A 20,394-nucleotide genomic window follows, 5' to 3' on the forward strand; every position below is an offset into this window, starting at 1 on the left:
AACACATTCAGATAAAGCGAGGAAAAACCCTGATCATGAGCGAATCCGAGACTCACGAAGCGACCTCCCGCCGGGTCTCAGACCCCCTCGACATAGTGATCCTGGCCGGCGGCATCTCCCATGAACGTGACGTCTCACTGCGGTCGGGCCGTCGCGTCTCGGATACCCTGACATCGCTTGGCCACCGGGTCACCATCGTCGATCCGGATGCCGCAATGCTGGTGAACCTGTCGGCGCGTCGACCCGACCTGATCTGGCCCGTACTGCACGGCGCCACCGGGGAAGACGGCGCCCTGCTCTCTCTCCTCGAGGCCACCGCGATTCCCTTCGTGGGCTCCCGCGGCCCTGCGGCGGCACTGGCGTGGAGCAAACCAATCGCCAAAGAGCTTGTCTCACGCGCCGGCTATGGCACCTCGCCCTCCATCGCGCTCACCCGCGAGACCTTCCGAGACCTCGGAGCCGCCAGCGTGCTACGCAACGTCCTGGATACCCTCGGCACCCCGATCGTCGTCAAGCCGGCCGAGGGTGGCTCGGCCCAGGGTGTGACTATTGTCGAAGCACCGGCCGCCCTGCCCCGTGCGATGGTGGACGCCTATACTTACTCGAACACCGCGCTCGTCGAGCGCCGCATCCTCGGCACCGAGGTGGCGGTGACGGTCATCGACACCGGAGACGGCCCGGTCGCCCTCCCCGCGGTTGAAATCGTCCCCGTCGAAGGGCTTTACAGCTTCGAAGCCCGGTACAACGCCGGTGAAACGCTGTTCTACGCTCCGGCGCGCGTCGAATCCGAGGTCGAAACCATCCTCGCCGAGACAGCTGTGGCAATCCACCGACTGCTCGGCCTCCGCCACATCTCGCGAATCGACCTCATCGTCGACGCCGAACGGAACGTTTGGTTCCTGGAAGCCAACGTGCTGCCGGGGCTCACGGAGACCTCGCTGGTGCCACTCGCGATTGAGGCGTCCGGCCAAAGGCTGGGTGCCGTCTACGCCGCGCTTGCACGAAGCGCCCTCGCGACGCATCGCGCCGCCGGGGCGGATCCCGCTTCCTGATCCCCGCCAGACGCGCCCGCCGGCGCGGGCGCGGCAGGGTTTCACGTGAAACATCCGCGATCGGGTCGGGTGAGGTGAAGAGGCAGTGCGTTTCACGTGAAACCTCCGAACCGGCTCGGCCTGCGCCCCGGCACGGGAAGCGCGCCACTGCTGGTTGGCCCGTGCCACTCCGTTGACGCCCTGGCCTGTAGCGCACCGGGTGGGGTCGGCTCAGTCAGGCATGCCAGTGCCGGGCCGTTACGAGCGACGAGGGGCCTCACGATGGGGCTGGCTCCTGGCTTGAGCCCAGCCCGGGACTGGCACCCGTCATGAGGCGGGTTCGGGGGTCATTGACTCACGGCTTCGGGGTCCACGCAACAAGGCCGGGACAGCACCTCTTCTGAGTTGGCAGGGCCACGGCACATCGGGCACCAGCATGTTTCACGTGAAACCTCACCGGGAGCCCGTGCGGGGAGTCGCGGCACCCGTCATCCCTGCCCTCAAGACGGCCGCCCGCTACCGGTTTCACGTGAAACATCTCGGCGGCGAGTCACGACGCGTCGCCCGAATCAGCAGACCCCCCGCTTTCCCTGTGCGGTGGCGTCCGGAGAAGCGGGTGCTAGTTCGTACCGAAGCCGGGTTCGCCCATTTCTCCGAGGATGCGGTTGAGATCGCCGATTGTCGCGAAATCGATGCTGACCTGCCCTTTTCGAGAAGTCAGTTTGATTTTGACGGTTGTGTTCAGGCGGTCTCCCAACCGACTCGCGACCTCGTCCAGGTGTCCCCGGTACTTTCCGGCCGCCGGCTTTGTTCCCTGCGGCCGGGGTGTCGCGGTGGCGACGGCCTCCGCGGCCCGCACCGACAGGTCCTCGTTCACGATCTTGTCGGCCAGCCGCAGCATGGCCTCCTGGTCGGAAACGGAGAGGATCGCGCGCGCGTGCCCGGCGCTCAGCACGCCTGCCGCGACGCGCACCTGGACTGGCTCAGGCAGTTTCAGCAAGCGCAGAGTGTTCGTGATTTGTGGCCTTGACCGGCCGATTCGCGACGCAAGTTCATCCTGGGTGATGCCGAAATCAGCCAGGAGCTGCTGGTACGCCGATGCCTCTTCCAGCGGGTTCAGCTGGGCACGGTGAAGGTTCTCGAGTAGTGCATCACGCAACATGTCAGCGTCAGCCGTGTCCCGCACGACCGCAGGGATGGTGCTCAGGCCGACTTCTTTGGTCGCACGGAGCCGCCGTTCCCCCATCACGAGTTCATACTTACCGGGCTGGTCGGCCAGGGGCCGCACAACGATGGGCTGGAGCACACCGATCTCTCGGATGCTGTGCACCAACTCAGCCAGGTCCGATTCGTCGAACACGGTACGCGGCTGATGCGCGTTGGGGATGATGTCCGCGGGATCCAGGTGCGCCAGCCGCGCACCCGGCACTTCGAGCAGCTCGACCTCGTCCTCTGCTTCGTCCACCACTCCGTGCGGGAAGAATACGTCAACCGGACGGAGCTTGGCTGAGTCCTGAATGGGGATCAACGCGCCGATACCGCGACCGAGGCCTGTTCTCTTCGCCATTATTGTTGTTCTCCTGTCTGTGGGGCACCGCGTTTGGCGATTTCTGCCGCTGCTTCGAGGTAGGACAGCGATCCTGCCGAGTTGAGGTCGTAACTGATCACGCTTTGACCGTAGCTGGGCGCCTCAGAAACGCGCACAGAACGCGGAATGAGCGTTTCGAGCACCTGATTGGGGAAGTGGTCGCGCACCTCCTGGGCCACCTGGTTGGCCAGATTGGTGCGGCCGTCATACATCGTGAGGAGGATTGTGGAAACCGAGAGGTCGGGGTTGAGGTGTTTCTCGATGAGCTCGATGTTCTTGAGAAGTTGGCTGAGGCCCTCGAGTGCGTAGTACTCGCACTGGATCGGAATCAAGACTTCCCGTGCAGCCACGAACGCGTTGATGGTCAATAAGCCCAACGAGGGCGGGCAATCAATGAAGACGTAGTCGTATGGATCTTCCATATCGCGCAGGTGCAGATCGAGGGCACGGCGCAGGCGTTGTTCGCGGGCGACGAGTGAGACGAGCTCAATCTCGGCGCCGGCCAGGTGAATCGTGGCCGGCACACAGTACAGCGCCCCGAATTCAGGGCTTTTCTGGACAACGTCGGCCAGGGGCATGTCGTTGATGATGACGTCGTACACGCTCACCGTCTCGGCACGATGCTCGACACCGAGCGCTGTCGATGCGTTTCCTTGAGGGTCGAGGTCGATGACCAGCACCCGAGCCCCACGTCGGGCAAGCGCCGCGGCCAGGTTCACCGCCGTCGTGGTCTTGCCGACCCCACCCTTCTGGTTGGAGATCGTGAGGACACGGGTGCGACCAGGCTTGGGCAACTCGTCCGAGGCGATCGCTTGGCGGCGGCGAGTGAGATCTGCAATCTCGCGCGCCAACGGGGTTGTTCCATCAAATCCTGGCGCTGTGTTGGCCAGTTGCTGGTCTTCGCCAGGACGTTTCACGTGAAACCTTCGCCTTACGGATCTCGATGTGCGGGTCGATGTGCCACCCGGAAGTGGACCTCGGTGTGACTCCAACCGGTGGTCGTCGCCTCGTTCCGTGGACTAATCCACTGTAGCCCGGATAACGCGTGTCACATCCTGCAGCACGCCAGTGCCGAGCTCGATTACTTCAACATTCGTGAGGTGGAACCTGCGAATGGCCTTGGCCGCCGCTTCCACCTCGGCCGGCGCCCCGGCTCCCTTCATCAGGACGAGCTCTCCGCCCGGTCGGAGCAGGGGAGCGGTCAACGGGATCAGCGACTTGAATGCACTGACTGCGCGCGCCGTGACCTGGTCGAGTTGTTCCTGGAGCTTGGCGTCCTCGGCTCGTGCCCGGAGGACAGTGACATTGGGCAGAGAGAGGGCAGACACCTGGTCATTCAGCCACGCCACCCTCCGTTCCATCGGCTCGATGAGGATGAATGAGACGTCAGGCCGGGCAATCGCCAGGACCAGGCCAGGCAGCCCGGCACCGGAACCGACATCACCGACCACCCCGGGTCGCATCAGCGGAGCCACAATTGCGCAGTTCAGAATGTGGCGGCTCCACAACCGGGGGAGTTCCAGCGGGCCGATCAGACCCAGTTCCTCGCCCTGTCGAGCCAGGTTGCGCGTGAACGCACGTGCGACGTCGATCTGCGCGCCGAAGAGGCCCGCGGCCGCCGCCGGTTCAGCTTCCAGGTTGTCGCTCAACGTTTCACGTGAAACTACGGGGCCGTGATGACGGTGTGGCGGTCGCGGCCTTCGCCCTCGGACTCGGAGACATACCCGCGTTCGGAGACAATGTCGTGCACGAGCTTGCGCTCGTAGGAGGACATCGCCGGCAGGGCCGCTTCCGCGGCTCCGGCTTCAATCCGTTCGATCGCGCGGGCAACCAGGGTGGTGAGCTCGACCTGGCGAGCATCCCGGGAACCGCCGATATCGAGGATGAGGCGCGAAAAGGACCCGGTCTGGTTCTGCACGGCCAGCCTGGTCAGTTCCTGCAGGGCCGTGACCGTTTCCGGTTTCGACAAGACGCGAAGGTTGGCTCCGTCGGAAGCGTTGACGGACAGGTAGGCTCGGCCGTTGCGCGCATCAATGTCGATGTCACCATCGAGATCGCAGATGTCGAGAAACTCCTCGATGTAGTCGGCGGCGATATCACCCTCCCGCTCCAGCTGGTCGAGCGTAGGGGAGTGGTCGCTCACGGCATCCGCTGCCGAGGGCAGCATCGACTCACCCGAGGCGGCCACGGGCACGGCGTGGACAACGGATGCTTCACGATCGCCGTCGAGGTTGTCAGTGAGGGTGTTGTCAGTCACGATGGTATATTCCGTCTCTACTTCTTCGGGCCGGATTGCTTCTTCGCGCGGTTCTTGCCGACCGGCTGCTGGCGTTGGGTGGGTGCCTTCTTCGGCTCATCCACCACGATGATGTCACCGTCACTGGCGATGAGTTTGCCCTTGCGCGCAAGTCGCTCCTCGCGGGCCTTGGCTGCCTCACTGCCGGGCGTCGGCATGTTGCGGATGACCAGGAACTGCTGGCCCATGGTCCAGATGTTCGAGGTGAGCCAGTAGAACATCACGCCGAGCGGGAAGGCAACGCCGGAGAAGGCGAACACCAGGGGGAGCAGATACAACATGATCCGCTGCTGCCGGAACATCGGGCTGGCCTTGGTCTCCGGTGACATGTTCTTCGAGACGATCTGGAGCTGGGTGATGAACTGGGAAGCGGTCATCAGCACCACCATGGTGGCAGCGATGATCATCACCGACGCACTGAATGGCAGGCCAGCGTTCATGTTCGTCCACTGCGAGGCGAATGAATCGTGCAGGGGAGCGCCGAACAGTTTGGCGCTGCCGAAGCTCTTGGCCAGTTCCACGTTGAGCGGGCCGACACCGGGCTTGTTGTGCTGGGCGTCGTTCAGTACCGAGAACAGGGAGAAGAAGATCGGCATCTGGAGCAGAAGCGGCAGACAGGAACTCAGCGGATTGGTGCCGGTGCGCTTGTAGAGCTCCATGGTCTCGCGTGACATCGCCTCGCGCGAGAACTGGTCTTTCTTGCCCTTGTACTTGTCCTGGATCTTCTTCAGGTGCGGGGCCACCTCCAGCATCTTGCGCTGGCTCCGGATCTGCCGGACGAAGATAGGGATGAGGGCCGCTCGCACAACCAGGACCAGGCCCACGATAGACAAAACCCAGGTCAGGCCGTCATTAGCGTCCATACCGATGTTGGTGAACAACCAGTGGAACGCTACGAGGAGCAGCTCCACAACCCATTTGAGTGGCCAGAGGATCGTACCTATGAGGTCCATACTTCTTCGGTCAGCCCTTTCCATGGCTTGGTGCGACAACAAAACCAAATCGCGTCACGGAATATCGACGCATGCGCTTCAACGGAACATCATCGACGCCGCCTTCGGCCCAGGGATGGCACCGGGCCAGTCGCCTCGCCGCCAACGCTGAGCCAATGACGAGGCCATGTTCCTGCACTGCTCCCAGCGCGTAGGCGGAACACGACGGGTAATACCGGCAAACGTCGCCGTATAAAGGAGAAACAAACGCACGATAGGCCCGAAGCAGGATTACGCCGATGTTCCGGGGCAGCAGGATGAGGTTGCTGATGACCGTCTTCATTTGCGTGTCCTGCCCGCACCCGACAAACCGCGGCTGAGTGATGCCGATATCTCTGCCTGCAGAGTAGACCACTCTGCCCGAGCGGATGCTGGTAGAGCCCGGATCACGACGTCCGTCCCGGGTTCTACCGACAAAACCAGCTCGTAGCTCGCCGCCTTCATTCGGCGCCGTATCCGGTTGCGCGTGACAGCGCCCCCGACATTCTTGGCAACGATGAAACCAAATCGCACAGGAGCAGCCGCCTGGCTGCTCCTGAGGTACATCACGGTGTGGGGTCCGACCACTCGGAATCCACGACGAACGACTGCTTTATAGTCGCTCCCGCTGGTGATGCGATTGGTTTTGGCGAGCACCGGGGTGCTTACGCGGAGAGTTCGGTGCGTCCCTTACGACGACGAGCACCGAGGATCGCGCGGCCGGCGCGAGTGCGCATGCGCAGTCGGAAACCGTGCACCTTGGCGCGACGGCGGTTGTTCGGCTGGAAGGTTCTCTTGCTCATTATTCAGTCTCCACGTGTTGGATCTCCGCAGGCCAAACAGAGCGGCCGGGAAAGAATTGAGTAGCCCATCGGGCTCAGGTCAACTGATTAAAACTACGGCCTTGCAGAGCCCCGGTCAAACTCGAACACCCAAAAGCGGCGATTCTCCACAATAATGTCACGCGAACCGGTATTGACACGCGGATACGGGGTAGACGAATTTGGACTGATTGGCTCTAATTGGCTACCGTGGGCAAGTTATCCACAGGCTGGCCGGCAGAAACCTGAGAGTTTGGCCTTATTTACACACAGGCGGTGGATAACTTTGTGAATAGTTTTCGCCGACCCGGCGTTCACCGCCGAGCGCATCATCGGGTCGGCATCGAAACCGACAGAGAGAATGTGGCGTATCAATGGCAGACGGGGAAACACCCATCGATCAGACCTGGCAATCGGTTCTCACCTCCCTGGAATCCGACGCCAGTATCACGCCGATGCTCTACGGCTTCCTGAACCTGGTGGAACCGAAGGGGATCGCCGCAGGAACCTTCTACCTGGAAGTTCCGAACGAATTCACCGCCAGCATGCTCAACCAGCGGATGCGCGTGCCGTTGCTCACCGCCATGGGGCGGTTGGACGAAGCGACTGCCGTATCCAGTTTCTATGTCGTCGTGAATCCCGAGCTGGAACAGGAATCCCTCCGTCCCATGCATGAACCGGTCCACCAGGACGTCGAGACACCGGCCGCACCGCAGTCGGTCTTCGAAAGCCCGGTGACCGAGAATCCCCACGACACCCGGCTCAACCCTAAATACAGTTTCGACAATTTCGTCATCGGCCAGTCCAACCGGTTCGCGCACGCCGCGGCGGTGGCTGTGGCGGAGGCTCCCGCCAAGGCATACAACCCGCTCTTCGTCTATGGGGAGTCCGGGCTGGGTAAGACCCACTTGCTCCACGCGATCGGGCACTACGCCATGAGCCTCTATCCGGGCATCCGCGTTCGTTACGTCAGCTCCGAAGAATTCACCAACGACTTCATCAACTCCATCGCCAACAACCGAGGTTCTCTGTTCCAGCAGCGCTACCGGAACGTCGACATCCTGATGATCGACGACATCCAGTTCCTGCAGGGCAAGGCGGAAACCCAGGAAGCCTTCTTCCACACGTTCAATACGCTGCACGACCACAACAAGCAAGTGGTCATCACCAGCGACCTGCCGCCCAAGCACCTCACGGGATTTGAAGACCGGATGCGTTCGCGCTTTGAGTGGGGACTGATCACGGATGTCCAGGCCCCCGACCTCGAGACCCGTATCGCCATTCTCCGCAAGAAGGCACAGAGCGAAAAATTGCAAGTCCCCGACGACATCCTTGAGTTCATGGCGTCCAAGGTCTCGTCGAACATCCGGGAACTTGAGGGGACCCTGATCCGGGTCACCGCATTCGCCAGCCTCAACCGCACCCCGGTGGATATGGCGTTGGTTCAAACGGTCCTCAAAGACCTGATCACCCTGGACGAAGACAACGTCATCGCACCGGTGGACATCATCACCAACACGGCTGACTACTTCAAACTCACCGTCGATGATCTCTACGGTTCCTCACGATCGCAGGCCGTGGCCACCGCGCGCCAGATTGCAATGTACCTCTGCCGCGAGCTCACAAATCTCTCGCTCCCTAAGATCGGCCAACTTTTCGGCAATCGTGACCACACGACGGTCATGTACGCGAACAAGAAGATCAGTGAGCTCATGAAGGAGCGTCGCTCCATCTACAACCAGGTGACTGAACTCACCAACCGGATCAAGCAGAACCATCGCTACAAATAGCAGAAAAAAGCTTGATATCCACACTGTGGATAACCCTGTGGAAACTCGACGCACAACTCGCTCGAAGCTGTAGAGAACTTCGCTCGGCCTGTGGGGGGCGCCCCGCAGGGCGCGTAGTCCCGCCACCCGGTGCGGGATTAACGCTCACAGCCCGCCAACAACTCACACCGATGTAGTTCCCAATGATTGACCGGGACGCAGAAAGTTATCCACAGATTCCACAGCGGTTAAGACCATTAACAAATACTTTCTTCTCTCTCCGTCCGACAACCTTTACTGCCGGACCGTGCCCCGCCAAGCGGGGCGATTCTTCACAAAAAAAGACGACTAGCATTGAGGCCAGCATCAATCGCCTCCCATCGACAGGAGTGACTTCGTGAGATTTCAGGCCAATCGGGATGTCTTCAGCGAAGCTGTTTCGTTCGCGGTGAAGCTCCTACCCCAGCGCACCACCTTGCCCATTTTGAGCGGTGTGCTGATCGAGGCGACCGACACCGGCCTGATTCTGTCGTCATTCGACTATGAAGTCTCGGCCCAAACCGAGATCGCGGCCGACGTCGAAGAAACCGGTACCGTCCTGGTGTCTGGCCGGCTGCTGGCCGAGATCGCCAGCCGGATGCCGAACGCACCGGTTCGTTTCGCCACCGACGACTCACGGATCACCGTCAGTTGCGGCTCGGCGAATTTCACCCTGCTGTCCATGCCGGTTGAGGAATATCCGAGCATTCCGCAGATCAGTTCCGAATCAGGCCTTGTGCCGGCCGAGGACTTCGCAGCTGCAGTGGCCCAGGTCGCTGTCGCCGCTTCCCGCGATGACGTCACCCCGGTGATCACCGGCGTGCAACTCGAGGTGACCGAGAACAGCCTCAGCCTCGTGGCCACCGACCGCTACCGGGTGGCCGTGCGCAACATCGACTGGGATCCAGGCTCCAACCCGGCGACGGAGACCATCACCGCGCTGGTGCCGGCACGCACCCTGCAGGAAGTCGGCAAGACATTCGGCCACAGCGGCACCATCTCCGTGGCCATCACGAACAAAGACGACCGCGAACTGATCGCCTTCACAGCGGATCGGAAGACCGTGACGTCTTTGCTGATCAAGGGTAATTTCCCGCCCGTGCGCCGACTCTTCCCCGAGACGGTCGACAACTACGCCGTGATGAACACGGCCGACCTGATCGAGGCCACCCGGCGTGTGCAGCTGGTGCTCGAGCGCGAAGCCGCATTGCGTTTCACGTTCACCGCAGACGGTCTCACCCTGGAAGCCGTCGGATCCGAGCAGGCACAGGCATCCGAGACCATCGATGCGATCCTCACCGGTTCGGACACGGTCGTGTCCCTGAAACCGCAGTTCCTACTCGACGGCCTGGGGGCTGTGCACTCGGAGTTCGTGCGGATTTCCTTCACCAAGACCGAGAACCCGAACAAGCCGGGACCGGTCCTGATCACCAGCCAGACCTCCCGGGAGACGGCCGGGGCCGACAGCTACAAGTACTTGCTGCAGCCCAACCTCCTGCTGCGATAGGCGAAGACCCAGGATCACGAAGGAGCGCGTCATGCACATCGGAATCATCGGCCTCGGAAAAATGGGCGCGAACATGCGGGGTCGCCTGCGTGAAGCCGGCCTCGAGGTCACCGGTTTCGACCGCAACCCCGACGTGACTGATGTCGCGTCGACCGACGCTCTGATCAAGGCCCTGCCGACCCCCCGCCTGGTCTGGGTCATGGTTCCGGCCGGGGAGATCACCGATGCAGTCATCCAGGAACTGGCCGACAAGCTCGAAGCGGGCGACCTGGTCATCGACGGCGGCAATTCGCGGTTCACCGAGGACTACAAGCACGGCGCATTGCTCGCCGAAAAAGGCGTGAACTACATCGATGCCGGTGTTTCCGGCGGGGTGTGGGGGCTGAAGAACGGCTACGGATTGATGGTCGGCGGCAAGGCGGACCAGGTGGAGCGGGCGATGCCGGTGTTCGACGCGCTTCGTCCGGCCGGACCCCGCGAGGAGGGCTTCGTGCATGCCGGCGAAATCGGCGCCGGTCACTACGCGAAGATGGTGCACAACGGAATCGAGTACGCGCTCATGCAGGCGTATGCCGAAGGCTATGAACTCCTCGAGAAGAAGGACGACCTGATCAAGGACGTCCCGGGAATCTTCAAGGCGTGGCAGCGCGGCACCGTCGTTCGGTCCTGGCTGCTGGAGTTGCTGGTGCGTGCGCTCGAGCATGATCCCGAGCTTGACGAGATCGAGGGATTCGTCGAGGACTCCGGGGAGGGCCGTTGGACGATCGAGGAAGCAATCGCCAACGCGGTGCCGGTCCCGACGATCAGCGCGTCGATCTTCGCGCGGTTCGTGTCGCGCCAGGACGACTCGCCGGCCATGAAGGCTGTCGCGGCACTCCGCAACCAGTTCGGTGGACACGAGCTCAAGAAAGCCGACTGAGCCCGATGCCGTCACTGAACCATCGTGCGGGTTAGCCACCTCTCCCTCGCCGACTTTCGTAATTATACGGATGCCGAGGTGCCATTTCTCGAGGGTCCGAACCTCATCGTCGGACCCAACGGCCAGGGCAAGACCAACCTGGTCGAGGCGCTGGGTTATCTGAGCACCCTGGGATCGCACCGGGTCTCCTCCGACAAGGCCATGATCCGGGCGGGCCGTGACGCCGCGATCATTCGTGCCCGGCTCGAATTCAATGGCCGTGAGATTCTCACCGAGGTGCAGATCAACCGCACCGGGTTGAACCGGGCGCAGGTCAACCGTTCGGTGATCAAGACACGCGAACTGCCACGGTATTTCTCCAGCGTCCTCTTCGCCCCGGAAGACCTGTCGCTGGTGCGTGGTGATCCGTCGGGCCGGAGACGATTCCTTGACCAGTTGCTGGTGTTGCGGTCACCGCGGATCTCCGGGGTCCTGGCGGACTACGATCGCGTGCTCAAGCAGCGCAATACACTCCTGAAGTCGGCGCGAGCGTCCCGGGTGCAGGCCTCTGCGCTTGGCACCCTGGACATCTGGGACGAGCGGCTGGTCGGGATCGGTTCCCAGATCATCGACGAGCGGGCCGAACTGGTCCGATCGTTGGGGGACCCGTTGCGGGAGGCGTACCAGGCCGTTGCCGGCGACGACCACGGTCCGCGATTGGTGAGCTCGCTCAGTATTCTCGGAGCCGACGAGGATGCGGACGGCGAGTCTGTCGCGCTCGAGGTGGGTGACGGGTCCAGGGCGACGGCCGACGTTTTCGCTGCGACCCTCGCGGCGTTGCGCCCGAAGGAGCTCGAGCGCGGGATGACTCTGGCAGGGCCACACCGCGACGACCTCGTCTTCATGCTCAACTCGTTGCCCGCGAAGGGATATGCCAGCCACGGGGAATCCTGGTCGTTCGCCCTCGCCTTGAAACTCGCATCCGCCCAATTGCTTCGACGTGATTCCTCCAGTGGTGACCCGGTGTTGATTCTTGACGATGTCTTCGCCGAACTCGACCAATCACGGCGGGCCCGACTTGCCACGGCGATCGCCGGGTTCGAACAGGTGCTGATCACCGCGGCTGTGCTCGAGGACGTTCCTGAGGCACTCGCGGCGCATGTGATCACCATCCGCGCGGGGCGAGTCGTCGATGAGTGACCCCGGCGGCGAAAAGAAGCTGAGCGAGGCGGCCAGGGTCTACCTCCGTTTCAAAGACGTGTTCGGCGATCCGCACGCCCGGCGCGCCGGTGCGCGGAAGCGCCCGGTCGAGCAGCGGGGGTCGAGCATGCCATTCGGTGCCGGCCGGGATCCCCGCGGCCTCGGCGACGCGATCAATTCACTCACCACCCAGCTGGGATGGAACTCCCCGCTGGCGCAGTCCGAGCTGCTGGCGTCGTGGGCCGAACTGGCCGGGCTCGAGACCGCCAAGCATTCGACGCCGGCCGGGATCGACGAGGGCGTCCTCACGGTGCACTGCGAGTCGACGGCATGGGCGACGCAATTGCGGATGATGCGGGTGGAGATCATGACGCACATCGCGAACCGCTACCCGGAGGCCGGCATCGAGTCGATCCGTTTCCAGGGCCCCAATGCCCCCTCCTGGAAAAAGGGTCCCAGATCAATTCCAGGGCGTGGCCCGCGCGATACCTACGGCTAACTACGCAAATCAGGTCACCCGCTTAAACAAAACGCCTCAGAAGGGCGATTGTGGCCGGACGGGGGTGCCCGGTTTGGTAGACTGAATAGTCGCTTTCAGCGGCAGAGGGAGCCGCAATTTCATATGACAGCAGACGCGCAGAAGCCCGAGCCGGGACACGAGTACGGCGCAGACGAAATCCAGGTTCTCGAAGGACTTGAAGCCGTTCGCAAACGACCGGGAATGTACATCGGATCCACCGGTCCGCGCGGCCTGCACCACCTGGTCTATGAAATCGTCGACAACTCCGTCGACGAGGCCCTCGCCGGTTACTGCGACACCATCGACATCCGCATCCTCTCCGACGGCGCAGTGCGCGTGGAGGACAATGGCCGCGGAATCCCCGTCGACATGAACAAGGCGCAGGGCCGGTCGACTGTCGAGGTGGTCCTCACCGTGCTGCACGCCGGCGGCAAGTTCGGCGGCGGCGGGTATGCCGTCTCCGGCGGCTTGCACGGCGTCGGCAGCTCCGTCGTGAACGCGCTGTCCAGCCGCCTCGAGGTCGAGGTGCGCCGACAGGATCATGTCTGGCGGCAGAGTTTCGCCGACGGAGTTCCCAACGCACCCCTGGAAAAGGGAGAGGCGTCGGCGGAGACCGGCACCACGATCACCTTCTGGCCCAGTGCCGAAACCTTCGAGACCATCGACTTCGACTATGAGACGCTGCGAGCGCGCTTCCAGCAGATGGCGTTCCTGAACAAGGGACTCCGGCTCACCCTGACCGACGAGCGCCCCGAGAACGCCGACGACGAAGGCAACCCGGTCAGTAACTCGTTCATGTACGAGCAGGGTCTGGTCGATTACGTGGAGTACCTCAACCGGGCGCGCAAGTCCGACCTGGTCAACGAGGAGATCATCTCGTTCGAGTTGGAAGACCATGAACGCAAGATTGCGCTCGAAGTGGCCATGCAGTGGACCACCTCGTACACCGAGAGTGTGCACACTTACGCGAACACCATCAACACGCACGAGGGAGGCACGCACGAGGAAGGTTTCCGTGCGGCGCTGACCACCCTGATCAACAAGTACGCCCGTGAGAAGGGAATCCTGAAAGAGAAGGACGACAACCTCACCGGCGACGACGTGCGCGAGGGCCTGACGGCCGTCATCTCGATCAAGCTTGCGGAGCCGCAGTTCGAGGGCCAGACCAAGACCAAGCTCGGCAACACCGAAGCCAAGTCGTTCGTGCAGAAGGTCACCAACGACCAGCTTGCCGATTGGTTCGACCGTAACCCGATCCAGGCCAAGGAGATCATCCGCAAGGCGTTGCAGGCATCCACCGCCCGGATGGCAGCCCGTAAGGCGCGCGAGACAGCACGGCGCAAGGGCCTGCTCGAGGGCGGCGGCATGCCGGGCAAGCTCAAGGACTGCCAGAGCAAAGACCCGTCCATCTCGGAAATCTTCATCGTGGAGGGCGACTCGGCCGGCGGTTCCGCCGTCCAGGGCCGCAATCCGGAGACCCAGGCCATCCTGCCGCTTCGCGGCAAGATCCTCAACGTCGAGAAGGCCCGGCTCGACCGTGCCCTCGGCAACAATGAGGTGCAGGCCATGATCACGGCGTTCGGCGCAGGGATCGGGGAGGACTTCAACCCGGACAAGGTGCGGTACCACAAGATCGTGCTGATGGCCGATGCCGACGTCGACGGGCAGCACATCACCACCCTGCTGTTGACCCTGTTGTTCCGTTACATGCGGCCGCTGATCGACCTCGGGTACGTCTACCTCGCCCAGCCGCCGTTGTACCGGCTCAAGTGGACCAACGCGCCGCACCAATATGTGTACTCAGACCGCGAACGCGACGTGCTGCTCGCCGACGGCGCGGCGGCCGGCAAACGGATTCCGAAGGACAACGGGATCCAGCGCTACAAGGGCCTGGGTGAAATGGACTACCAGGAGCTGTGGGAAACCACCATGGCTCCCGAGACCCGCACCCTGCTCCAGGTCACCCTCGACGATGCGGCAGCCGCCGACGAGATCTTCTCCGTGCTAATGGGCGAGGACGTCGAGTCCCGCCGTAACTTCATCCAAAAGAACGCGAAGGACGTGCGTTTCCTTGACATCTAATGACACGCCATCGACGGGCATCCCCGGCGACGGCACCGATAACACCGTCGAGGCAGCGGATGCCGCGGAGGCTGCCCGCTACCTGGCCCAGCACGGCAAGGTAGACCAGGTCGACCTTCAGCTCGAGATGCAGCGCTCCTATCTCGACTATGCGATGAGCGTCATCGTCGGGCGTGCCCTGCCCGACGTGCGTGACGGCATGAAGCCGGTGCACCGCCGGGTGATCTACGCCATGTACGACGGCGGCTACCGCCCAGACAAGGCATTCTCCAAGTGCGCCAGGGTCGTCGGCGACGTGATGGGCCAGTTCCACCCGCACGGTGATTCGTCCATCTACGACGCGCTGGTGCGCCTGGTGCAGCCGTGGAGCATGCGTTACCCACTGGCGCTCGGCCAGGGAAACTTCGGCTCGCCCGGCAACGACGGCGCGGCTGCGCCACGGTACACCGAAACCAAGATGGCCCCGCTCGCGCTTGAGATGGTTCGCGACATCACCGAGAACACCGTCGATTTCCAGGATAACTATGACGGCCGCACGCTCGAGCCGTCGGTGCTGCCGGCCAGGTTCCCGAACCTGCTGGTGAACGGCTCCGTCGGCATTGCCGTCGGCATGGCCACCAATATCCCGCCGCACAACCTCCGGGAGGTAGCGGCCGGCGCCCAGTGGTACCTGGAGAACCCGGACGCCACCCGCGAGGAGCTGCTCGATGCGCTGATCCAGCGGATCAAGGGCCCCGATTTCCCCACCGGCGCACAGATCCTCGGCATCAAGGGGATCCAGGACGCCTACCGCACCGGCCGGGGCTCGATCACGATGCGCGCCGTCGTGAACATCGAGGAACTCCAGGGCCGCACCTGCCTCGTCATCACCGAGCTTCCGTACCAGGTCAACCCGGACAACCTCGCCATCAAGATCGCCGACCTGGTCAAGGACGGCAAGATCACCGGTATCGCCGATATCCGTGACGAGACCTCCGGCCGCACCGGCCAGCGCCTGGTCGTCGTGTTGAAGCGCGATGCGGTGGCGAAGGTGGTGTTGAACAACCTGTACAAGCACACCCAGTTGCAGGAGAACTTCGGCGCCAACATGCTGGCCATCGTCGATGGCATCCCGCGCACGCTCCCGCTCGACGGCTTCATCAGCTACTGGGTGGCGCATCAGATCGAAGTGATCGTGCGGCGCACTCAGTTCCGTCTCGACGAGGCCGAAGCCAAGGCCCACATCCTGCGCGGGTACCTCAAGGCCCTCGACGCCCTCGACGAGGTGATCGCCCTCATCCGTCGATCACCGACCGCCGATGACGCGCGCGAAGGCCTGATCGAACTCCTCGACATCGACAAACTCCAGGCCGACGCGATCCTCACGATGCAGTTGCGGCGCCTGGCCGCCCTCGAGCGCCAGAAGATCATCGACGACGCCGCGGAGATCGAATTACAGATCATCGAGTTCAAGTCGATCCTGGCCAGCCCCGAGCGCCAGCGAACGATTGTCAGCGAGGAACTCGCAGAGATCACCGGCAAATTCGGCGATGACCGCCGCACCGAGATCATGTTCGGTTTCGACGGCGACATGTCGATCGAAGACCTCATCCCCGAAGAGGAGATGGTGGTCACGGTCACCCGTGGCGGCTACATCAAGCGCACCCGCAGCGACAACTACCGCAGCCAGCACCGCGGCGGCAAGGGCGTCAAGGGCGCCCAGCTTCGGGCGGACGACGTGGTGGAACACTTCTTCGTCACCACCACGCACCACTGGCTGCTGTTCTTCACCAACACGGGCCGGGTGTACCGGGCCAAGGCCTATGAGGTGCAGGAGGCCGGCCGTGACGCCAAGGGGCAGCACGTCGCCAACCTCCTCGCCATGCAACCCGGAGAGGAGATCGCGCAGATCCTCGACATCCGCGACTACCAGGTCGCGCAATACCTCACCCTGGCCACCCGCGACGGGTTGATCAAGAAGACCGCGCTGACCGAGTACGACACCAACCGCTCCGGCGGAATCATCGCGATCAAACTGCGCGAGGGCGACGAGCTGGTCTCAGCGCTGCTGGTCGACGAAGACTCCGACCTGCTGCTGGTCTCCCGCAAGGGCATGTCGATCCGCTTCACCGCGACGGACGAGGCGCTCCGGCCGATGGGACGCAGCACCTCGGGGGTCATCGGCATGCACTTCCGTGGCGAGGACCAGTTGCTTGACGCATCGGTCGTCTCCGACGACGGATACGTCTTCGTCGTCACCGAGGGCGGTTACGCCAAACGCACCGCGGCCGACCAATACCGCCTGCAGAACCGCGGTGGACTCGGCATCAAGGTGGCCAAGTTGAACGACGATCGGGGCGACCTGGTGGGCGCGCTGATTGTCGACACCGAGGACGAGGTCCTTGTGGTCCTTGCCAGCGGCAAGGTGGTACGCTCTGACGTTGCCGAAGTCCCAGCCAAGGGCCGGGACACAATGGGCGTGGTCTTCGCTAAGTTCGCGGATGACGACAGGATCATAGCCATAGCGAAGAACACCGAACGCAATCTGGTCGCGGAAGAAGCCGAAGCCGCGCCGGAGGGTGATTCGGGGAAAGAAGAGTCTGTAGATGAGTAGCGTTGCGGAGAAGCTCGCCAAGAAGTCGAACCGACGAACGTCGACCAAGCAGGTGCGCCTCAAGCTGGTGTACATCGACTTCTGGTCGAGCGTGAAGCTGTCGTTCCTGATTGCCATCTGCCTGGCGATCGTGACCGTCGTCGCGACCTTCCTGGTCTACACGGTCCTGGGTTCGACCCAGGTGCTGGAGAAGGCCAACGCGCTGTACACCGACATCGCCGGCAGCTCCTCCGACCTCCTCAGCATCCTTTCCATCGGCAATGTGATGGGATTCGCCGTCGTCATCGCGATTCTCAACACCGTCGTCATCACCGCGCTCGGAGCCATCTTCGCGTTGTTGTACAACCTCAGCGTCAAGCTGACCGGCGGCCTGCTGGTGGGCTTCACAAACAACTGACGAGCACCGCTCGATTAGAAGATCGTGGCAGATTCCGGTAGTCTTTCATCTGCCCAATCGGGGATATAGCTCAGGCGGTTAGAGCGCTTCGCTGATAACGAAGAGGTCCCAGGTTCAAGTCCTGGTATCCCCACGATTGGCCGAATGGTAGCGATACCAGGCGGCCATCCGGGGCCTTAGCTCAATTGGTAGAGCGCCTGCTTTGCAAGCAGGAGGTCAGGAGTTCGATTCTCCTAGGCTCCACAGTTTCATCCGGCCAGATCTGCCGGGACAACGAAGAACGCCCGCTCTGTGAGCGGGCGTTCTTCGTTAAGCCTGAGCGGCGCGCTCAATCCTCCTGGGTGGTGGAAGGCAGGGTTCCCTCGTCGTCGGCGACCCACAGCTCGTCATCCGCCCGGAAGGTCTGCCAGACGGCATAGGCGACGCCTGCGGCGGCAACCAGGGCCGCGCCGAGGGCGATGTAGGTACCAGCGCCCGGGCCCTTCTTTTCGACTACGACGGGCTTCTGGAGGTGCAAGCGGGTCATGGCGGCGCGCACCCGGGCATCGTTTGCGACGTCGCCCACCGACATCAGGGTGCCGAGGGCGGTTCCGACGCCAGGAAGCACGTTCCCGACGAAACGGCGACGCACGACATCAGCGGCTTCCTGCGTCGCGTGCACTCCAGGGCGCACATAGTGTTCGTACTTCTCCAGTACCCGCGGCATAACCTCTTCACGGGTCAGCACGCTGGCCTGGCGCCCGGCCTCGCGGGCCACGGCGTTGGCGCGGTCGAGCACCTCTTGCTGGTGGCTCCATAGTTCGTCTGCGCTCTTCCGCAGGCGTTCGAGCTCCTTGCGGCGCTTTCGTGACAGGCTCATGTGGACCCTCCATAGATGTCATGTTGCGAACACTGACCATAATGCCACCGAATCGACTGGGAGCGCTCTGGGAGATTCGGGCGGGGACCTCGCAATCAGAATCGGTAATCAACGCTGTGCAAGAATTGTCGCTATGTCCAAGCACACTGCCGTCGCCACGTTGAACACCACTCTCGGACCGATCAAGGTCAACCTCTTCGGGAACCACGCTCCGAAGACCGTCAAGAACTTCGTCGGTCTCGCGACCGGTGACATCGAATGGACCCACCCCGGCACGGGCGCCAAGTCGAACGCCCCGCTCTATGACGGCACCATCTTCCACCGCATCATCAAGGATTTCATGATCCAGGCCGGCGACCCGCTGGGCCAGGGCATCGGTGGCCCCGGCTACCAGTTCGACGACGAGATCAGCCCTGACCTCGACTTCACCCAGCCATATGTGCTGGCAATGGCGAACGCCGGCATCCAGGGCGGCCGCGGCACCAACGGCTCACAGTTCTTCATCACCGTTGTTCCGACCACCTGGCTGCAGGGCAAGCACACCATCTTCGGCGCCGTCGAAGACGAGGACTCGCGTGCGATCGTTGAGAAGCTGGCCACTGTTCCCACGGACGGCCGCGACCGTCCCCTCGAAGACGTCGTCATCGAGAGCGTCACCGTCGAGCCGGTTTAGGTCTCGGCTTCTCGATGACTGCTGGGCCGGACACGGCGGCGAATCACTGCTACCGGCATCCGGACCGGCAGAGCTTCGTGCTGTGCCAGCGCTGCGGGCGCACGATCTGCCCCGAGTGCCAGACCCAGGCCGCCGTGGGCGTCATCTGCCCCGAATGCATGCGTGAGCAGCGCCAGTCCGCCCCCCGCACCAGGCCGGCCGTGCTCACCCGCGCCCGGCGCCTGACCGGAAGCGACTCCCCCGTCGTCACCTACGCGCTCGTCGCCGTGACGGTGGTGATCTTCCTGCTGCAACTGATCCCCGGCCTCGGCGTCACCGACGAGCTGTTCTACGCGGGATTCTTCTCCTACCCGGGAAACTTCGAGCCCTGGCGCATGATCACGAGCGCCTTCGTGCACTCGACCGGCTTCATCTTCCATGTGCTGCTCAACATGTACACGCTCTGGATCTTCGGCCAGATCCTCGAACGCCTGCTCGGCCGGGGGCGTTTCCTGGCGCTGTACCTGCTCAGCGCCCTCGCCGGCTCGCTCGGCGTGTTGTTCCTGGCCAACCCCGCCCAGGGCGTTGTCGGCGCATCGGGCGCAATCTTCGGGCTGATGGGTGCCTTCCTGGTGGTGCAGCGCCGGTTGGGCGGCAACGCCACCCAGTTGCTGATCCTGGTCGGAATCAACCTCGTCATCGGTTTCATCCCCAGCCTCGGCATTGCCTGGCAGGCCCACGTCGGGGGACTGATCGGCGGGGCCCTGATGGGGCTCATCTTCGTCCAAACCCGCCGCCGGGCCCACCGCACACTGCAATTCGCGCTGATCGGTGCCCTGGCCGCGGTGATGGTGCTGCTGAGCTTCTCCAAGTTCCTGGCCTGAACGTTCCTGGCCTGAACGTTCCCGGCCTGAGCCCACGCCGAAGGCAGTGCGTCCGCGCCCGCACCTGACCGCATCCGTCGTTGTCGTGCTGTCGCGGTATTGCTGTCGCGCTGACTTTTCCTGCAGGCGCTGAGGGCCTGCCCGGCGCGCGTGGCGAAAACCGCAGCGCGAGCGGATGCCCGCGGGGTTGCGGGTCTGCCGGCCCAGTGGGAGTGAGGGTCAGCGCTGGGGATGAGCCAGTCGCGCCGCTGGCGGGCTGGTCGCGGGGAGTTGGTCGCTGCGGGGCT

20 protein-coding genes and 2 tRNA genes are annotated in these 20,394 nt (G+C 63.2%); 13 read left to right on the forward strand and 9 right to left on the reverse strand.

The window, feature by feature from the left end:
* Positions 1-35: 35 nt before the first annotated feature.
* Positions 36-1,052 (forward strand): D-alanine--D-alanine ligase family protein, encoded by a 1,017-nt coding sequence (locus tag AB4Y94_RS06750; RefSeq protein WP_441726505.1) that lies wholly within the window; start codon positions 36-38, stop codon positions 1,050-1,052.
* Positions 1,053-1,650: 598 nt separating this feature from the next.
* Here the strand turns inward: AB4Y94_RS06750 and AB4Y94_RS06755 are convergent.
* The 8 genes from AB4Y94_RS06755 to rpmH form a co-directional block, all read right to left on the reverse strand.
* Positions 1,651-2,598 carry a ParB/RepB/Spo0J family partition protein gene (locus AB4Y94_RS06755; protein WP_441726508.1) on the reverse strand — a complete coding sequence of 316 codons (948 nt, stop codon included), beginning with the start codon at positions 2,596-2,598 and terminating at the stop codon, positions 1,651-1,653.
* Complete coding sequence (locus AB4Y94_RS06760) at positions 2,598-3,536, reverse strand: ParA family protein (RefSeq protein ID WP_441726510.1); 939 nt, start codon at positions 3,534-3,536, stop codon at positions 2,598-2,600. The genes AB4Y94_RS06755 and AB4Y94_RS06760 overlap by 1 nt, the downstream gene beginning before the upstream one ends.
* Positions 3,537-3,638: 102 nt before the next feature.
* Positions 3,639-4,268 (reverse strand): 16S rRNA (guanine(527)-N(7))-methyltransferase RsmG, encoded by a 630-nt coding sequence (gene rsmG, locus AB4Y94_RS06765; protein ID WP_441726513.1) that lies wholly within the window; start codon positions 4,266-4,268, stop codon positions 3,639-3,641.
* Positions 4,269-4,282: 14 nt separating this feature from the next.
* Complete coding sequence (locus tag AB4Y94_RS06770; RefSeq protein ID WP_441726693.1) at positions 4,283-4,786, reverse strand: Jag family protein; 504 nt, start codon at positions 4,784-4,786, stop codon at positions 4,283-4,285.
* Positions 4,787-4,893: 107 nt separating this feature from the next.
* Positions 4,894-5,868, reverse strand: coding sequence for a membrane protein insertase YidC (gene yidC, locus AB4Y94_RS06775; protein WP_441726516.1), 975 nt, complete (start codon positions 5,866-5,868; stop codon positions 4,894-4,896).
* 10 nt (positions 5,869-5,878) lie between these two features.
* Positions 5,879-6,190, reverse strand: coding sequence for a membrane protein insertion efficiency factor YidD (gene yidD, locus AB4Y94_RS06780; RefSeq protein ID WP_441726519.1), 312 nt, complete (start codon positions 6,188-6,190; stop codon positions 5,879-5,881).
* Positions 6,187-6,543: a ribonuclease P protein component gene (gene rnpA, locus AB4Y94_RS06785; protein ID WP_441726522.1), complete on the reverse strand. Its 357-nt coding sequence runs from the start codon at positions 6,541-6,543 to the stop codon at positions 6,187-6,189. Before rnpA ends, yidD begins: the two co-directional genes overlap by 4 nt.
* 8 nt (positions 6,544-6,551) lie before the next feature.
* Positions 6,552-6,689, reverse strand: coding sequence for a 50S ribosomal protein L34 (gene rpmH / locus AB4Y94_RS06790; RefSeq protein WP_010204566.1), 138 nt, complete (start codon positions 6,687-6,689; stop codon positions 6,552-6,554).
* 392 nt (positions 6,690-7,081) lie between these two features.
* Between rpmH and dnaA the strand changes: the two genes are divergently transcribed.
* From dnaA to AB4Y94_RS06840, 10 genes are all read left to right on the forward strand, one after another.
* On the forward strand, positions 7,082-8,497 hold the full coding sequence (gene dnaA, locus AB4Y94_RS06795; protein WP_441726525.1) for a chromosomal replication initiator protein DnaA: 1,416 nt from the start codon (positions 7,082-7,084) through the stop codon (positions 8,495-8,497).
* A 376-nt stretch (positions 8,498-8,873) separates the two neighbouring features.
* Positions 8,874-10,022, forward strand: coding sequence for a DNA polymerase III subunit beta (dnaN, locus tag AB4Y94_RS06800; protein WP_441726528.1), 1,149 nt, complete (start codon positions 8,874-8,876; stop codon positions 10,020-10,022).
* A 13-nt stretch (positions 10,023-10,035) separates the two neighbouring features.
* On the forward strand, positions 10,036-10,941 hold the full coding sequence (gnd, locus tag AB4Y94_RS06805; RefSeq protein WP_441726696.1) for a phosphogluconate dehydrogenase (NAD(+)-dependent, decarboxylating): 906 nt from the start codon (positions 10,036-10,038) through the stop codon (positions 10,939-10,941).
* A 24-nt stretch (positions 10,942-10,965) separates the two neighbouring features.
* The gene (recF, locus tag AB4Y94_RS06810) at positions 10,966-12,120 is read left to right on the forward strand and encodes a DNA replication/repair protein RecF (RefSeq protein WP_441726530.1); all 1,155 of its coding nucleotides are present in this window, start codon (positions 10,966-10,968) and stop codon (positions 12,118-12,120) included.
* Positions 12,113-12,619: a DUF721 domain-containing protein gene (locus tag AB4Y94_RS06815; RefSeq protein WP_441726533.1), complete on the forward strand. Its 507-nt coding sequence runs from the start codon at positions 12,113-12,115 to the stop codon at positions 12,617-12,619. The genes recF and AB4Y94_RS06815 overlap by 8 nt, the downstream gene beginning before the upstream one ends.
* A 123-nt stretch (positions 12,620-12,742) precedes the next feature.
* Positions 12,743-14,722, forward strand: a complete 1,980-nt coding sequence (gyrB, locus tag AB4Y94_RS06820; protein WP_441726536.1) for a DNA topoisomerase (ATP-hydrolyzing) subunit B — start codon at positions 12,743-12,745, stop codon at positions 14,720-14,722.
* Between the two features lie 82 nt (positions 14,723-14,804).
* Entirely contained in the window at positions 14,805-17,315 is a 2,511-nt protein-coding gene (gene gyrA, locus AB4Y94_RS06825; RefSeq protein ID WP_441726699.1) for a DNA gyrase subunit A, read from the forward strand.
* Positions 17,308-17,712, forward strand: coding sequence for a DUF3566 domain-containing protein (locus AB4Y94_RS06830; RefSeq protein WP_441726539.1), 405 nt, complete (start codon positions 17,308-17,310; stop codon positions 17,710-17,712). The genes gyrA and AB4Y94_RS06830 overlap by 8 nt, the downstream gene beginning before the upstream one ends.
* Positions 17,713-17,771: 59 nt before the next feature.
* Positions 17,772-17,845 (forward strand) — tRNA-Ile (locus AB4Y94_RS06835).
* 37 nt (positions 17,846-17,882) lie between these two features.
* Positions 17,883-17,955: transfer RNA gene (locus tag AB4Y94_RS06840), tRNA-Ala, on the forward strand.
* 85 nt (positions 17,956-18,040) lie between these two features.
* Here the strand turns inward: AB4Y94_RS06840 and AB4Y94_RS06845 are convergent.
* Positions 18,041-18,571: a hypothetical protein gene (locus AB4Y94_RS06845; protein WP_441726541.1), complete on the reverse strand. Its 531-nt coding sequence runs from the start codon at positions 18,569-18,571 to the stop codon at positions 18,041-18,043.
* 133 nt (positions 18,572-18,704) lie between these two features.
* Here AB4Y94_RS06845 and AB4Y94_RS06850 point away from each other — a divergent pair, with 133 nt between their 5' ends.
* Positions 18,705-19,244 (forward strand): peptidylprolyl isomerase, encoded by a 540-nt coding sequence (locus AB4Y94_RS06850; protein ID WP_441726542.1) that lies wholly within the window; start codon positions 18,705-18,707, stop codon positions 19,242-19,244.
* A 14-nt stretch (positions 19,245-19,258) separates the two neighbouring features.
* The gene (locus AB4Y94_RS06855) at positions 19,259-20,107 is read left to right on the forward strand and encodes a rhomboid family intramembrane serine protease (protein WP_441726545.1); all 849 of its coding nucleotides are present in this window, start codon (positions 19,259-19,261) and stop codon (positions 20,105-20,107) included.
* Positions 20,108-20,394 lie beyond the last annotated feature (287 nt).

This window comes from Glaciibacter sp. 2TAF33 (assembly GCF_052114945.1).
GTDB lineage: Bacteria > Actinomycetota > Actinomycetes > Actinomycetales > Microbacteriaceae > Cryobacterium.

Excerpts from the sequence above, each read along its gene's own strand:
- AB4Y94_RS06750 (WP_441726505.1), top strand. The coding sequence starts at position 36 with ATGAGCGAATCCGAGACTCACGAAGCGACCTCCCGCCGGGTCTCAGAC.
- AB4Y94_RS06830 (WP_441726539.1), top strand. The coding sequence starts at position 17,308 with ATGAGTAGCGTTGCGGAGAAGCTCGCCAAGAAGTCGAACCGACGAACG.
- dnaA (WP_441726525.1), top strand. The coding sequence starts at position 7,082 with ATGGCAGACGGGGAAACACCCATCGATCAGACCTGGCAATCGGTTCTC.
- yidC (WP_441726516.1), bottom strand. The coding sequence starts at position 5,868 with ATGGACCTCATAGGTACGATCCTCTGGCCACTCAAATGGGTTGTGGAG.
- AB4Y94_RS06845 (WP_441726541.1), bottom strand. The coding sequence starts at position 18,571 with ATGAGCCTGTCACGAAAGCGCCGCAAGGAGCTCGAACGCCTGCGGAAG.
- rpmH (WP_010204566.1), bottom strand. The coding sequence starts at position 6,689 with ATGAGCAAGAGAACCTTCCAGCCGAACAACCGCCGTCGCGCCAAGGTG.
- AB4Y94_RS06770 (WP_441726693.1), bottom strand. The coding sequence starts at position 4,786 with ATGCTGCCCTCGGCAGCGGATGCCGTGAGCGACCACTCCCCTACGCTC.
- gyrB (WP_441726536.1), top strand. The coding sequence starts at position 12,743 with ATGACAGCAGACGCGCAGAAGCCCGAGCCGGGACACGAGTACGGCGCA.
- yidD (WP_441726519.1), bottom strand. The coding sequence starts at position 6,190 with ATGAAGACGGTCATCAGCAACCTCATCCTGCTGCCCCGGAACATCGGC.
- AB4Y94_RS06755 (WP_441726508.1), bottom strand. The coding sequence starts at position 2,598 with ATGGCGAAGAGAACAGGCCTCGGTCGCGGTATCGGCGCGTTGATCCCC.
- AB4Y94_RS06855 (WP_441726545.1), top strand. The coding sequence starts at position 19,259 with ATGACTGCTGGGCCGGACACGGCGGCGAATCACTGCTACCGGCATCCG.
- AB4Y94_RS06850 (WP_441726542.1), top strand. The coding sequence starts at position 18,705 with ATGTCCAAGCACACTGCCGTCGCCACGTTGAACACCACTCTCGGACCG.
- AB4Y94_RS06815 (WP_441726533.1), top strand. The coding sequence starts at position 12,113 with ATGAGTGACCCCGGCGGCGAAAAGAAGCTGAGCGAGGCGGCCAGGGTC.